This window comes from Pseudoduganella sp. UC29_106, assembly GCF_044055365.1.
Lineage (GTDB): Bacteria > Pseudomonadota > Gammaproteobacteria > Burkholderiales > Burkholderiaceae_D > Rugamonas.
Map to the genome: position 1 here is coordinate 4,417,508 of NZ_CP171977.1, position 13,118 is coordinate 4,430,625.

Genomic DNA, 13,118 nt, shown 5'->3' on the forward strand with positions numbered 1-13,118 from the left:
TTCAAGCGCGCTTCGCATTGCCCTTTTTACTTGTGGTCACCTCACCACTCTCCAGTGTAAATTTTGCGCCAGAATCCCGACCCAGAACCTTCACCAGATAGGGCATCACTTCCTTCAGCACGGGCTCCAGCGTGTATGGCGGATTAAGCAGGAACATGCCGCTGGTGTGCAGCGCGATGCCGTCCGGCGTGGGCGTGCTGATGGTCAGCGTGACGTTCAGCCAGGACCCCGTGGCCAGGTGCTTCATGCGCTCGGCGAAGTTGCGCGCCTCAATGCGCTGGAGCACCGGATACCAGACGGCGTAAGTGCCGCTCGGGAAACGCTTCAGCGCATCGCCCAGCATGTCCGTGACTTTCTTGTAGTCCTGCTTGTCCTCGTACGGCGGATCGCACAACACGAAGCCGCGGCGCGACGGCGGCGGCAGCAGCGCTTTCACGCCGAGGAAGCCATCAGCCTTGTTGACGATCACGCGCTTGCCGCGCCCTTGCGGACGGCGGCCCTGCGCGGCCTCATGCTTCGCCAGGTCGTTGAAATTGTCATCAAGGATCTTTGCGTCGGACGGGTGCAGCTCGAACAGGCGGATGCGGTCTTCGTCGCGCGCTACCTTTTCGGCGCAGTATGGCGAGCCCGGGTAATAGCGCATCTTGCCGCTCGGGTTCATGCCCTTGACCAGGTTCACGTACTCGGCCAGTGGCGCCGGCAGGTCGTCGCGCTCCCACAGCGGGGCGATGCCGGTTTCGAATTCGGCGGTCTTGGTGGCCTGGACGCTGTCCAGCTGATACACGCCCGCGCCGGCGTGGGTGTCGATGTAGGTGTAGGCGACGTCCTTCTGGTTCAGGTAATTGAGCACCTGGATCTGGACGAAATGCTTGAGGACATCGGCGTGATTGCCGGCGTGGAAGGCGTGGCGGTAACTGAACATGGATTGGTCTTATGGGTGTTTCAAGCCGCCATTATCGCATGGCGGACGCACCAATAAAAAAGCCCGGCCACCAGAGGGGCCGGGCGTGCAAAGGGTCAACGACCCGCCGGTACTACTTAAGCTGCTGCTTTCTTCTTGTCGTCGAAGAACTGTTCGTCTTCGGTTGAGCCGTGCAGGGCCGTGGTCGAGGACTGGCCTTGCTGAATGGTCTGGGTGACCGCGTCGAAGTAGCCGGTGCCCACTTCGCGCTGGTGCTTGACGGCGGTGAAGCCTTTTTCGGCGGCGGCGAATTCGGCTTCCTGCAGCTCCACGAAGGCGGACATCTGACGGCGCGCATAGCCGTGGGCCAGGTTGAACATGCCGTAGTTCAGCGAGTGGAAGCCGGCCAGCGTGATGAACTGGAACTTGTAGCCCATGGCGCCCAGCTCCTTCTGGAACTTGGCGATGGTCGCGTCGTCCAGGTTCTTTTTCCAGTTGAAGGACGGCGAGCAGTTGTAGGCCAGCATCTTGCCCGGGAACCTGGCGTGCACCGCGTCCGCGAATTTCTTGGCGAAAGCCAGGTCCGGCTTGCCGGTTTCGCACCACACCAGGTCAGCATACGGCGCATAAGCCAGGGCGCGCGAGATCGACTGCTCCAGGCCGTTGCGCACCTTGTAGAAGCCTTCCACGGTGCGCTCGCCGGTGCAGAAAGGCTTGTCATTGTCGTCGACATCCGAGGTCAGCAGGTCGGCCGCTTCCGCGTCGGTGCGGGCGATGACCAGGGTCGAGGTACCCATCACGTCAGCCGCCAGGCGTGCTGCGGACAGCTTCTCGACCGCTTCGCGGGTCGGCACCAGCACCTTGCCGCCCATGTGGCCGCACTTCTTCACCGAAGCCAGCTGGTCTTCGAAGTGCACGCCGGAAGCGCCCGCTTCGATCATGGACTTCATCAGCTCAAAGGCGTTCAGCACGCCGCCGAAGCCGGCTTCCGCATCCGCCACGATCGGCGCGAAGTAGTCGATATCGTCCTTACCCTCGGACCACTGGATCTGGTCGGCGCGCTGGAAGGTATTGTTGATGCGCTTGACCACCATCGGCACCGAATTGGCCGGATACAGTGACTGGTCGGGATACATTTCGCCGGCCAGGTTGGCGTCGCCCGCCACCTGCCAGCCGGACAGGTAGATGGCCTTCAGGCCGGCCTTCACCTGCTGCATGGCCTGGTTGCCGGTCAGTGCGCCCAGGGCGTTCACGAAGGGTTCGTTGTTCACCAGGTCCCACAGCTTCTCGGCGCCGCGCTTGGCGATGGTGTGCTCGATCTGCAGCGAGCCGCGCAGTCGCACCACATCTTCCGCGGTATAGGTGCGGGTGACGCCTTTCCAGCGCGGGTTGGTGTCCCATTCCTTTTGCAGCGCTGCGACTTGTTCTGCACGAGAGGCCATGATGTTCTCCTTTGTTCGAAATGAAAAACGAAATCCGTTAGACACATCATATGCCGTGTTGTTCACCGCAACAATAGTCTTATATAAGACATATGAGCAAATATATTCTTATATAATTCAATGGCTTAAGTTAAAATTTCCATGATACGGAAAGCCATTTCTCGGCATGAAAGAAAGGGGCATGCTTATTTTTGTGCACTTTTCAAAACGTGAGATGAATATTCCGCATCGTGAAAAATACACACGTCCGCAGCAGAAAAAGATAATGCCCCGGCGGGCGGGGCACTGTGTTGAAGCGGATCAGGCTCAGATTAGTTGCTGTTCTGCGACAACAACGCCATCGTTGTCCGCATAAATCCAGTTGCCGGGGCTCACCGGCACGCCGGCGATGTTCACGCGCAGGTTGCGCTCGCCCTCCCCTTTGCGCGCGCTGCGCTGGGGATGCGCGCCGAGGGCGCGCACGCCCACACTGCAGGTGTTGATTTCATCCGTGTCGCGCACGCAGCCGTTGACGATGATGCCCGCCCAGCCATTGTTTTGCGCCAGCACGGCCAGTTGGCCGCCGACCAGGGCACGGCGGATGCTGCCGCCGCCGTCCACCACCAGCACGCTGCCGTTGCCCGGCGTTTCCAGCGTGGCGCGCACCAGCACATTGTCTTCAAAGACTTTCAGCGTGACAGCGGGGCCGCAGAATTTCGTGTGCAGGCCGTAGTGCTTGAATACCGGCGGCAGCACGGCCAGGCGGCCATCTTCCAGCAAGCCGGGATTGTCGTCGCAGATATCGGTGGTGGCGAAAGTCATGGTCAATCCTGATAAGTGTTTGGATGATTCCGATTCTAAGCACTTTTCAGGCGCATGGCACGGGTGCTGCCGCCCACACCGACCGCTGTTGCAATCGCCATGAACTGGAAGACCGCGATGCCGATGAAGACCCAGGACGGTTGGTTGGCGTCCATCATCAGGCCGAAGATCGGCGGACCAAGGGCCAGGCCGCTATCCAGGCCGGAATAGACCACGCCATACACGCGTCCCGTCGCATTTTTCGGAGCCGCGGCGCGGATCATCAGGTCGCGCGATGGGCCGGCGATGCCGGAGAAGAAGCCGATCAGTCCCATCAACAGGAAGGCGCACCAGGCGGGCAGCACGGCGGCCGACAGCAGTAGCGCGAGTATGGCTGCCACGGTAAAGGCGGCGGCAACGGTGCGATCGTGATTCTTCGCGCCGGCGCCAAGGAAGCCGCCCAGCAGCATGCCGCCGGCGGAGGCCAGCATATAAGCCGTGTAGGAGCTGGTGGCAAGCGTCAGCGTCATGCCATACAGCTTGACCAGGCCGGTCGACGCGAAGCTCTGGATGCCGCCCAGCGCCAGCGCGGTCAGGAAGAAGAAGGCAAAGCACATCCAGACTGAAGGCAGCTTCAGGAAGTCCAGCGTGCCGCCCTGCTGCTTCTCGGCGTGCTGCACGATCGGCTCCGGACGTATTGCATCGCGCTGCACGAAGAGGATGGCCAGCACGGCAAACGGCAGCACAGACGCGCACAGCAAGGCCGTACGCCAGCTGCCGGCAGCGGCAATCGCGGTCAGGAACAGCGGCGAGGCGGCCCAGCCGATATTGCCGCTGATGCCGTGCACCGAGAATCCATGCGCCAGGCGGGCTTTCGACACGCGCTGGTTCAGGATCGTATAGTCCGCCGGGTGGAAGATGCTGTTGCCGACGCCGGCCACCAGCGCGCCCAGCATCAGCGTGGCGTAGCTGTTGGCGGCGCTTAGCAGCAGCGCGGACACGCCCAGCATGCTGATGCCAAAGAACAGTACGCGGCGCGCGCCGACCTTGTCGACCACGAAGCCGGCCATTGCCTGTCCAATGCCAGAGACGACGAAGAATACCGTCATCAGCATCGCCAGCTCGGCGTAGCTGAGGTTGAATGCCGGCTTCAGCCAGGGAAACAGCGCAGCCAGGATCAGGTGGTAGAAGTGGGAGGTGCCATGGGCGAGGCCAACCAGGCCGATCACGCGGGCATCCTGGCGCAGCAGCGCCTTGTCATTTTGAGTATCCATGCTGAATAGTTTAAGCATCACGGCCGCGTCTGGTTTAAGATAGCCGGACATTATTTGTCGAGATTCCGCCATGCCGACTGCTACCGTCCGCCACGTAGGGATTACACCGCGCCAGGAGGCCCCGGGCGGCGTGCGGCCCGTGACCGTGGTGTCGCGCCAGCTGGAGACCGACGAGGCTACCGGCTTGCATACCCACACCTGGGGGCAGTTCACCTATGCACTCGATGGCGTGCTGCGCGTGTCCGCCGCCAACAGCAGCTGGATCGTGCCGCCGCTGCGGGCGATCTGGATCGCCGCCGGCACCATGCACGGCGTGACGGTGCTCGAATCCGCGCGCATGCGGCTGCTGTGCGTGGACATGGCGCGCGCACCGTTTGCGCAGGACCTGGAAGTGGTGGAAGTGTCGCCCCTGCTGCGCGAATCGATCGAGGCGCTGGGGCAGATGGGCGTTGGCGATACTTCGCCGCGGTCGCGGCTGCTGTCCGAGCTGATCCTGGACGAACTGCCGCGCAGCGCCATCCGCCCCATCCGCGTTCCCCTGCCTTCGGACAAGCGCCTGAAAACCCTATGCGAAGGCTTGCTCGACGCGCCCGGCTCGCCGCAAACGCTGGAAGACTGGGCGCGCCAGGTCGGCGCCTCCGAACGCACGCTGGCCCGACTGTTCGAGCGCGAGCTGGGCCTCAGCTTCGGCCAATGGCGCCAGCAGGTCAGGCTCGCCCACGCCGCGCCCCTGATCGCCCGCGGCGTCCCCCTCTCCCAAGTCGCCGAGCAGCTCGGCTACGCCAGCCAGTCCGCCTTCTCCGCCATGTTCAAGAAAACCTTCGGCTCCACGCCCACAGCCTTCTTTCACAAGCGCTAATTCGGCGCCTAATTCGGGGTCAGCTCTGTCATTCGGACACCGCCTAATTCGGGGTCAGCTCTGTCATTCGGACGCGCGAGCTAAAAGTTTGAGCGATATCAATACGCGAAAAGCGGTCTATTTACGTATTGAGGAAGATCAAAAGCTAGCGCTAGCTGTCCGAATGACAGAGCTGACCCCGAATTCGGGGGAGGAGCTGTGCAAGTGGCAGCGCAAGCCCCAGGCGGCTCATGGGGCGCGGTAGGCGAGGATGGCTTTGCCGGTCTGGTGCTGGACGGGTGCGGAGGTGTGTTCGTGGATGACGCACCAGCCGTTGCGCTGGCGGCGCAGGACGACGGTGATGCGGTTGCTGAGCGAGCGCAGGGTTTCGCCGGCGGCGGAACGCGCGGTGTAGGTGAGGATGGCGGTGCCAAGCGTGAGGTCGGCGGTTTCGGTGCAGGAGACTTCCTGCGCATCGACCAATACCATCTCGTCGCCAAGCGATGCAAACCACTCCTCGGCCATGCGGCGCCAGGCGGGCAGGCCCTGCATCGACCAACTGCCCCACATGTCGAACACTTCCACTTCTTCATCATACAGCGCGGCAAAAGCGTTGGCGTCCTTGGCAAGGACGGCGGCGCGGTAGTCGGACAGGAATTGGTCAACGGGGGTCATGCGGAAGGCTCCTTATGCTGGCGTGTGCGGACGTGGCGACGCGTCTCGTCGTCGATCAGCGCCCGCAGCGCATCGAACAGCGGCCGGCCAGTCGTGTACTTCGTACCGTAACCGAGATTCCAGTCGTAGTCAAAGTCGGGCGGGTTGGCCCCCTGGTTATGCTGGAGCATGGTCTCCAGTTTGTCAAAGGCTTTCACGGCGCGCGCCTCGGGTGTGGACGCGGCTTCGTATTCATCCCATAAAGCAAGTATCTCAGCGCGCAGCGGCGCGTCGAGCGAGGATGTCAGCGTGAGCAGGTCGAGCCGCTCCTGCGCACTCTTGTCGGGATGCGCATGCTGTTCGATGGCAGGAATATCGCCATGAATGGCTTCCCCGAGATCGTGCACGACGCAGAGCTTGAGTAGGCGCAGCATGTCCAGGTCCGGCAATTCATCGGCAAAGGTGAGCGCCATCAGGCACAGGCGCCAGCTGTGTTCGGCCGTGCTCTCGCGGCGGCCACCGGAGGTGTGGCCGCTGCGCAGCACGTTCTTGAGACGCTCCGCCTCGCGCAGGAACGCGAGGCGGGCGGACAGGTCAGGCCTTGCTGAAGACAAGGTCGTTGCCCTGTGCGTCGACGCGGATCGTATCCTTCGGGCCGAACTTGCCTTCCAGGATCTGCTTCGACAGCGGATTCTCGATCTGCTGCTGCACTGCGCGCTTCAGCGGACGCGCACCATACACCGGATCGTAACCTGCTTCCGCAATCTTCTGCAGTGCGTCTTCCGTCACATCCAGATCCATATCCATGCGCTGCAGGCGCTGGCGCAGGATGTTGAGCTGGATCTTGGCGATCGCGCCGATGTTCTTGTCGTCCAGGCCGTGGAACACCACGATCTCGTCGATACGGTTGATGAACTCGGGGCGGAAATGTCCGCGTACCTCGGCCATCACGGCCAGCTTCACCACGCCCGGATCGGATTCATCCAGCGACTGGATCTTCTGTGAGCCGAGGTTGGACGTCATGATCACCACGGTGTTCTTGAAGTCCACGGTGCGGCCCTGGCCATCGGTCATGCGGCCGTCATCAAGCACTTGCAACAGCACGTTAAACACGTCCGGATGCGCCTTCTCGATCTCGTCCAGCAGGATCACGCTGTAAGGCTTGCGCCGCACGGCTTCCGTCAGGTAGCCGCCTTCGTCATACCCCACATAGCCCGGCGGCGCGCCGATCAGGCGGGCCACCGAATGCTTCTCCATGAATTCGCTCATGTCGATGCGGATCAGCGATTCCTCGGTATCGAACAGGAAGGACGCCAGCGCCTTCGTCAGCTCGGTCTTGCCGACGCCCGTCGGACCGAGGAACATGAAGGAGCCATACGGACGGTTCGGATCGGCCAGGCCGGCGCGCGAACGGCGGATGGCGTCGGCCACCGCGTTGATCGCTTCGTCCTGCCCCACCACGCGCTCGTGCAGCTTCTCTTCGATGTGCAGCAGCTTGTCGCGCTCGCCCTGCATCATGCGCGACACGGGAATGCCGGTCGCGCGTGACACCACTTCCGCAATCTCTTCCGCGCCAACCTGGGTGCGCAGCAGCTTCGGCTTGTCGCTCGCCTGCGCGTTGGCGCCTGCGGCTTCGGCCTGCTTCAGCTGCGATTCCAGTTCCGGCAGCTTGCCATACTGGAGTTCGGACACGCGCTGCCAGTTGGAAGCTCGGTCGCCTCTTCCATCTGCTGCTTGATGCGCTCGATTTCCTCCTTGATGTGCGTGGTGCCCTGCACATTGGCCTTCTCGGCCTTCAGGATTTCCTCGAAGTCGTTGTACTCGCGCTGCAGCTTGGCGATTTCCTCGTCGATCAGGTCGAGGCGGCGGCGCGACGCTTCATCCTTCTCGCGCTTCACGGCTTCCTTCTCGATCTTCAGCTGGATCAGGCGGCGTTCGAGCTTGTCCATCACCTCCGGCTTGGAGTCGATCTCGATCTTGATCTTGGACGCGGCTTCGTCGATCAGGTCGATCGCCTTGTCGGGCAGGAAGCGGTCCGTGATATAGCGGTGCGACAGCTCGGCCGCCGCGATGATGGCGGCGTCCGTGATTTCGACCTTGTGGTGCAGCTCGTACTTGTCCTGCAGGCCGCGCAGGATGGCGATGGTCGCTTCCACGCTCGGCTCGTCGACGAGGATCTTCTGGAAGCGGCGCTCCAGCGCGGCATCCTTCTCGATGTATTTGCGGTACTCGTCCAGCGTGGTCGCGCCCAGGCAGTGCAGTTCGCCGCGCGCCAGCGCCGGCTTCAGCATATTGCCCGCGTCCATTGCGCCTTCGGCCTTGCCCGCGCCCACCATGGTGTGCAGCTCGTCGATGAAGACGATGGTCTGGCCTTCGTCGTGCGCCAGTTCCTTCAGCACGGACTTCAGGCGCTCTTCGAATTCACCGCGGTACTTGGCGCCGGCCAGCAGGGCGGCCATGTCGAGCGACAGCACGCGCTTGCCACGCAGCGAGTCCGGCACTTCGTTGTTGACGATGCGCTGGGCCAGGCCTTCCACGATGGCAGTCTTGCCCACGCCCGGTTCACCGATCAGCACGGGATTGTTCTTGGTACGGCGCTGCAGCACCTGGATGGCGCGGCGAATCTCGTCGTCGCGGCCGATCACGGGGTCCAGCTTGCCCATGCGGGCGCGCTCGGTGAGGTCGAGGGTGTATTTCTTGAGGGCTTCGCGCTGGCCTTCCGCTTCCTGCGAATCGACCTTGCCGCCGCCGCGCACGGTGGCGATGGCCGCTTCCAGCGACTTGCGGGCCAGGCCGGCCTCGCGCGCCAGCTTGCCGGCTTCCGACTTGTCATCGGTCAGGGCCAGCAGGACCATTTCGCTGGAGACGAACTGGTCGCCGCGCTTCTGGGCTTCCTTGTCCGCCAGGTTCAGCATATTGACGAATTCGCGGCTCACTTGCGTGTCGCCGCCAGTGCCGGACACCTTCGGCAGGCGTTCCAGCGCCGATTTGAGCGCATTGCTCAGCCCACCAACATTGACGCCGGCGCGCTGCAGGAGCGAACGCGCCCCGCCATCTTCCTGGTTCAGCAGGGCGACCAGCAGGTGGACCGGTTCGATATATTGGTTGTCATTGCCGACTGCCAGGCTTTGGGCATCGGCCAGTGCTTCCTGAAGTTTCGTCGTGAGTTTGTCTTGGCGCATTTTTAACGCTCCTGATTTATCTTGTAAGACAAAATTGGGCTGCGCGACGAGTTTTCAAGAGGAAAATGTGATGAAGGTCACATCTCCCATTTCTTCAGGGCGACATCGTCGCTGACGCGGGCATCGACCCAGCGGGCACCCTCCGGCGTCTGTTCCTTTTTCCAGAACGGCGCCTCGGTCTTCAGGTAGTCGATGATGAATTCGCAGGCTGCGAAGGCTTCGCCGCGGTGGGCGGAGGTCACCGCGACCAGCACAATCTGGTCTAGCGGCTTCAAAGGGCCGACGCGGTGGATCACCAGGGCGTCATACACAGGCCAGCGCTCTTTTGCCTGGCCGATGATGGCCTCGATCGACTGCTCTGTCATGCCTGGATAGTGCTCCAGCTCCATTTCCGATACGTTCGCGCCCTCGTTCAGGTCGCGCACGGTACCGACGAAGGTGACTATACCGCCAACTTTCCCGTTCCCGGCGCGCAGTTGCCTGACTTCCTGGGCGAGGTCGAAATCCCCGGTCTGAACGCGAACCGTCATTACGCCTCCGCGGCGCCGATGCGGCGGAACAGCTGCTCGATACGGCTGGCCGTGCGGGCATCCGCCAGCGCCGGCATGGCGCACAGGGCGAGGAACTGGGCAGCCTGGCTGCCCGGCTTCTGGCCGGACTTCAGCGAAGACTGCAGCACTTCGACCTGCATCTTCAGGCGGTCGCGGGCGAATTCCGGGCCGCTGTCGATGCCGGACACGATTTCCAGGCGCAGCACTTCGGACAGCAGTCGTTCGCGGTTCGCTTCCAGCTCGCCGGCATAGGCGGAACGGGCGGACGGGCCCTCTTCCACCGCCTTCAGCGCGGCGTCGAAGCGGGCGCGCAGCGTGCGCTCGTAATCGTTGGGCAGCGCGGGCAAGGCTTGCCAGCGGCTGTTCCAGTCGTCCGCGCTGACTTCCTCGGGCGCAGCGATCGTGGTTTCCAGCGACTGGACCAGGCGCAGCTTTTCGCGCAACGCATTGGCCTGGGCCGCGCCGGCTTTCTTGCGCAGGCCATCCGCCTTCGATTGCAGGGCGGCCACGGCGGCCTTGTAGCGCGACTCGATTTTCTGCTCGGAAGCGCGCGGCACGGAGCCGGACGCATGCCAGGCCTGTGACGCTTCCTTCAGCGTGCGGGCGATGGCGGCCTGCACGGCCTTATCGTCGCCCTCGAAGGTGGCCGACTCCAGGCCGGCGCAAATGGCTTCGCGCGCATGCAGGTGGGACTTGCGTTCATGGTCGGCGGCGTGGGCGACTTCCTTGCGCTTGGCGAAGATCGCGTCGCAGGCGGCGCGGAATTTCTGCCACAGGGCTTGCTCGGACTTGCGCTCCAGCGGCAGCGCGCGGGCGTGCTCCTGCCAGGCTTCCTGCAGGCCGCGCAGGGTGTCGATGGTGTGGCGGTCGCTTGGATTGAGCTTGCCGACTTCCTCGATCAGCTGCTCGCGGCGTGCGACTTCGATACGGCGCTGTCCGTCCAGCGGCGACATCAGGGCATCCATGGCCTTGTTGAAGGCGGCGTCCAGGCGCTTCTTGTCCTTGCGGTCGATGGTGCCGAGGCGACTCCAGGCCTGGCGCAGGCGCTGCGTGGACGAAGCCAGCGTGCGCCAGTCGTGGGTGTGCGGCAGCGTACCGCTGGCGGCGTCGCGCTTGTCGGCCAGGTCGCCGCCGGCCGCCTCGCGCTGGGCTTCATCCTTCGCGATCAAGGCATTGGCTTCATCGACCAGGGCTTGCGCCTTGGCGGCGTTCGTGTGGCGTTCGTCGGCCAGGTGCTTGAAGTGGGCGGCGGCAGGAGCGTAGGCGGCGGTGCAGGCGGCGTCGAACTTTTCCCACAGGCTCTTCGGCGCCGCGCCGGACACGCCATCCAGCTGCTTCCAGCGTTCGCGCATCGCGCTGACCTTCTTGGCCAGGTCGCTCATCGGCAGGCCCTGCTTCGGCAGTTCTTCCACCGCTTTCACCAGTTCCTCGCGCGAGATATTGCCGCCCCAGCGCGCCCAGTCGTTCATGCGCTTCAGTTCGGCTCGCACATGGGACAGGCGGTCGGCCTGGTGCGGATTCAGGCGGCCGGTCCTGGTTTCCTTCAGTTTCTTGTCGAGGTCGGCGGCGATGTGCAGGTGGCCCTGGTCCAGCGCGGCGGACAACTGCTCGACCATTTCCATGAATTGCTTGTTGGCTTCTTTCTCGGCCGCGGTCGGCTTGTGCTTATCGCGCGACGGGCGCGCGGCGTGTTCGGCAGGCGCAGCCGCTTCGCCTTCCGCTACGGCTGGCGCCGCGGCATCGTGACCGGACTCGCCCGCGGCCTCGGCGGCGGCTTCCGGCTCGGCATCGGCGGCAGGCGCGGCAGACTCGGCTTGCGCGGAAGGCTCGGCGGCGGCGGCAGCTGGCGCAGGCGTGTGAACCGGGGCTGGGGCTGGGGCCGGCTCCGGCGCCGGCTGCTTCGGCGTCAGCTTGCTGCGCGCCTCACCGAGCGCCAGTTCGAAATCGCTCAGCAAATGCCGCGGCAACGATGCAAGCTCGGGCGAAGCCAACTGGGCCTCATGCTCGCTTGCAAAACGCTCCAGTTCCGCCAGCGCTGCGACAGCGTCGGCGGAAGACGTCAGCTTGCGCACGGCAGCCAGCGCATCGATCATGCCGCGCTGCAAAGCGACCTGCGCCTCCAGCCGGTGGCCGAGCGCTTCGCGGATGCCGCTGAAATTGCGCGGCCGGATCCGGCGCGGCGGCAATCACCTTCCACTGCCGGTCCAGGTCCGCGACCTGATTAGGGGTAAGCTTTTCATCCTGCAACAGACGCTGCGCTTGAGCAATGCACGCGTCGGCCTGGCGCTGTTCCGCCTGCTGATGGCGGATGGCATCGATGCGGCCTTGCATCAGCTTGGCCACGCGGCGGTCCGTGTTGCGCATGGCCTGCTGGACTTTTTCCAGCGCCGGCTGCGAATGCACGTGCTCGGCCGCAGCCAGGCGTACGTCGGCAAATTCGCTGTTGAGGATGAGTTCGACGGCTGTCTCTTCATTACCGGCCAGGCTGCGCGCCAGTTCGGCCTGGGCGCTGCGGCGGTCCGCGGCGCCGTTGGGCGCGCCATTGCCGGCGGCGTCCTGCCCGTTCTGGGCGGGAGCATCTGCCTGCGTATCGGCGCCCTTTTCACCGGGCCGCTTGAAGAGGAATTCGAACATGATAGCTATGATTGGATCAAAACCACCATCATAGCGCAGCGCCGACTTCTTTGTCGGCGGCAGAACGGCTCACTCATCACTGGTGAGCCGATGGCCCGCTCTACTCGGCCGCGGCGCGGTGAGCCGAATGCTGGCGACGGTGGTAGCGCAGCTCCGGCATGGGCAGGACATTCTCCGGTTCTTCGCGCACAGCCTCAAGGGCCCGGCGCGCTTCCACGGTGGATCTCCCATCCTTCACAGGCAAGGCCGGCTTGGCGCACTGCACGCGGCGCGCTTCCACCATCTCCGCATCGTGAGCGAGGAACTGGTTGGCGATCGCAAACCACGCTTCGCCACTGATGACGGCGCGCGCCATCGCAAACAGTTCCTTCTCTTCTTTCTCCAGGCGCTGCAACAGCGCACCGCAGAAGGCTTCGATTGCCTCGCAAATTTCGGTCACCTGTTCCTCGCTGCGCGCATTGGCGCTATCGAGTTCCTTCTGCAAGCGGCGGATCATCGCCAGTGCATTCTGGTTCAGGCGGCTCAATTCATCGAGCAATTGATTGGCCTGCTCGGTGGCCTCGCGTAATGCAGGAATCAGGTACAGCTCTATTTTGCGCCAGTGGCAAGCCTGGTAAAGACGCTCCAGTGTTTCGCATGCGTACTCAAGCTGGGACAGCGTAATGCTTTGCTGGCGTACGAACGTCGATTGCACGTATTTCTGGAACGATAGCAGGCTCAGGCGCACGTTGGCCTGTTCGACGGACAGGGCAACGAGTGTGTAAGTGGCCGTTAACATTCTTGCTCCCAAATGACGCTGTTGGCGGAACGGAAGTACAAGTGTAAATAAGCCCGACAGACCCGCCTTGATCAAAATCAAACA

Annotated in this window: 11 protein-coding genes and 1 pseudogene; 1 reads left to right on the forward strand and 11 read right to left on the reverse strand. The window is 63.4% G+C overall.

Features of this window, described 5'->3' with window-relative positions; translation table 11 throughout:
- Window position 1: 1 nt before the first annotated feature.
- The 4 genes from ACHMW6_RS22000 to ACHMW6_RS22015 all read right to left on the reverse strand — a co-directional run bounded on the left by ACHMW6_RS22000 (window position 2) and on the right by ACHMW6_RS22015 (window position 4,397).
- Window positions 2-922, reverse strand: a complete 921-nt coding sequence (locus tag ACHMW6_RS22000) for a 23S rRNA (adenine(2030)-N(6))-methyltransferase RlmJ (protein ID WP_395399911.1) — start codon at window positions 920-922, stop codon at window positions 2-4.
- 116 nt (window positions 923-1,038) lie between these two features.
- Complete coding sequence (aceA, locus tag ACHMW6_RS22005; protein WP_395399912.1) at window positions 1,039-2,343, reverse strand: isocitrate lyase; 1,305 nt, start codon at window positions 2,341-2,343, stop codon at window positions 1,039-1,041.
- A gap of 306 nt (window positions 2,344-2,649) precedes the next feature.
- Window positions 2,650-3,144 (reverse strand): ribonuclease E activity regulator RraA, encoded by a 495-nt coding sequence (gene rraA, locus ACHMW6_RS22010; RefSeq protein ID WP_395399913.1) that lies wholly within the window; start codon window positions 3,142-3,144, stop codon window positions 2,650-2,652.
- 35 nt (window positions 3,145-3,179) lie between these two features.
- Window positions 3,180-4,397: an MFS transporter gene (locus ACHMW6_RS22015; RefSeq protein ID WP_395399915.1), complete on the reverse strand. Its 1,218-nt coding sequence runs from the start codon at window positions 4,395-4,397 to the stop codon at window positions 3,180-3,182.
- A gap of 70 nt (window positions 4,398-4,467) precedes the next feature.
- Here ACHMW6_RS22015 and ACHMW6_RS22020 point away from each other — a divergent pair, with 70 nt between their 5' ends.
- On the forward strand, window positions 4,468-5,256 hold the full coding sequence (locus tag ACHMW6_RS22020) for an AraC family transcriptional regulator (RefSeq protein WP_395399917.1): 789 nt from the start codon (window positions 4,468-4,470) through the stop codon (window positions 5,254-5,256).
- 228 nt (window positions 5,257-5,484) lie between these two features.
- Here the strand turns inward: ACHMW6_RS22020 and ACHMW6_RS22025 are convergent, their stop codons facing one another.
- The 7 genes and pseudogenes from ACHMW6_RS22025 to ACHMW6_RS22055 all read right to left on the reverse strand — a co-directional run bounded on the left by ACHMW6_RS22025 (window position 5,485) and on the right by ACHMW6_RS22055 (window position 13,034).
- On the reverse strand, window positions 5,485-5,910 hold the full coding sequence (locus ACHMW6_RS22025) for a YybH family protein (RefSeq protein ID WP_395399919.1): 426 nt from the start codon (window positions 5,908-5,910) through the stop codon (window positions 5,485-5,487).
- Window positions 5,907-6,503 carry an HD family hydrolase gene (locus tag ACHMW6_RS22030; protein ID WP_395399921.1) on the reverse strand — a complete coding sequence of 199 codons (597 nt, stop codon included), beginning with the start codon at window positions 6,501-6,503 and terminating at the stop codon, window positions 5,907-5,909. The genes ACHMW6_RS22025 and ACHMW6_RS22030 overlap by 4 nt, the downstream gene beginning before the upstream one ends.
- A pseudogene (gene clpB / locus ACHMW6_RS22035) lies at window positions 6,484-9,071 on the reverse strand (ATP-dependent chaperone ClpB). Before clpB ends, ACHMW6_RS22030 begins: the two are co-directional and overlap by 20 nt.
- Before the next feature lie 77 nt (window positions 9,072-9,148).
- Window positions 9,149-9,601 (reverse strand): molybdopterin synthase catalytic subunit MoaE, encoded by a 453-nt coding sequence (moaE, locus tag ACHMW6_RS22040; RefSeq protein ID WP_395399923.1) that lies wholly within the window; start codon window positions 9,599-9,601, stop codon window positions 9,149-9,151.
- Window positions 9,601-11,715 (reverse strand): DUF349 domain-containing protein, encoded by a 2,115-nt coding sequence (locus ACHMW6_RS22045; RefSeq protein WP_395399925.1) that lies wholly within the window; start codon window positions 11,713-11,715, stop codon window positions 9,601-9,603. Before ACHMW6_RS22045 ends, moaE begins: the two co-directional genes overlap by 1 nt.
- Window positions 11,621-12,256: a hypothetical protein gene (locus ACHMW6_RS22050; protein WP_395399927.1), complete on the reverse strand. Its 636-nt coding sequence runs from the start codon at window positions 12,254-12,256 to the stop codon at window positions 11,621-11,623. The genes ACHMW6_RS22045 and ACHMW6_RS22050 overlap by 95 nt, the downstream gene beginning before the upstream one ends.
- A gap of 100 nt (window positions 12,257-12,356) precedes the next feature.
- Entirely contained in the window at window positions 12,357-13,034 is a 678-nt protein-coding gene (locus tag ACHMW6_RS22055; protein WP_395399929.1) for a hemerythrin domain-containing protein, read from the reverse strand.
- Window positions 13,035-13,118: the final 84 nt, after the last annotated feature.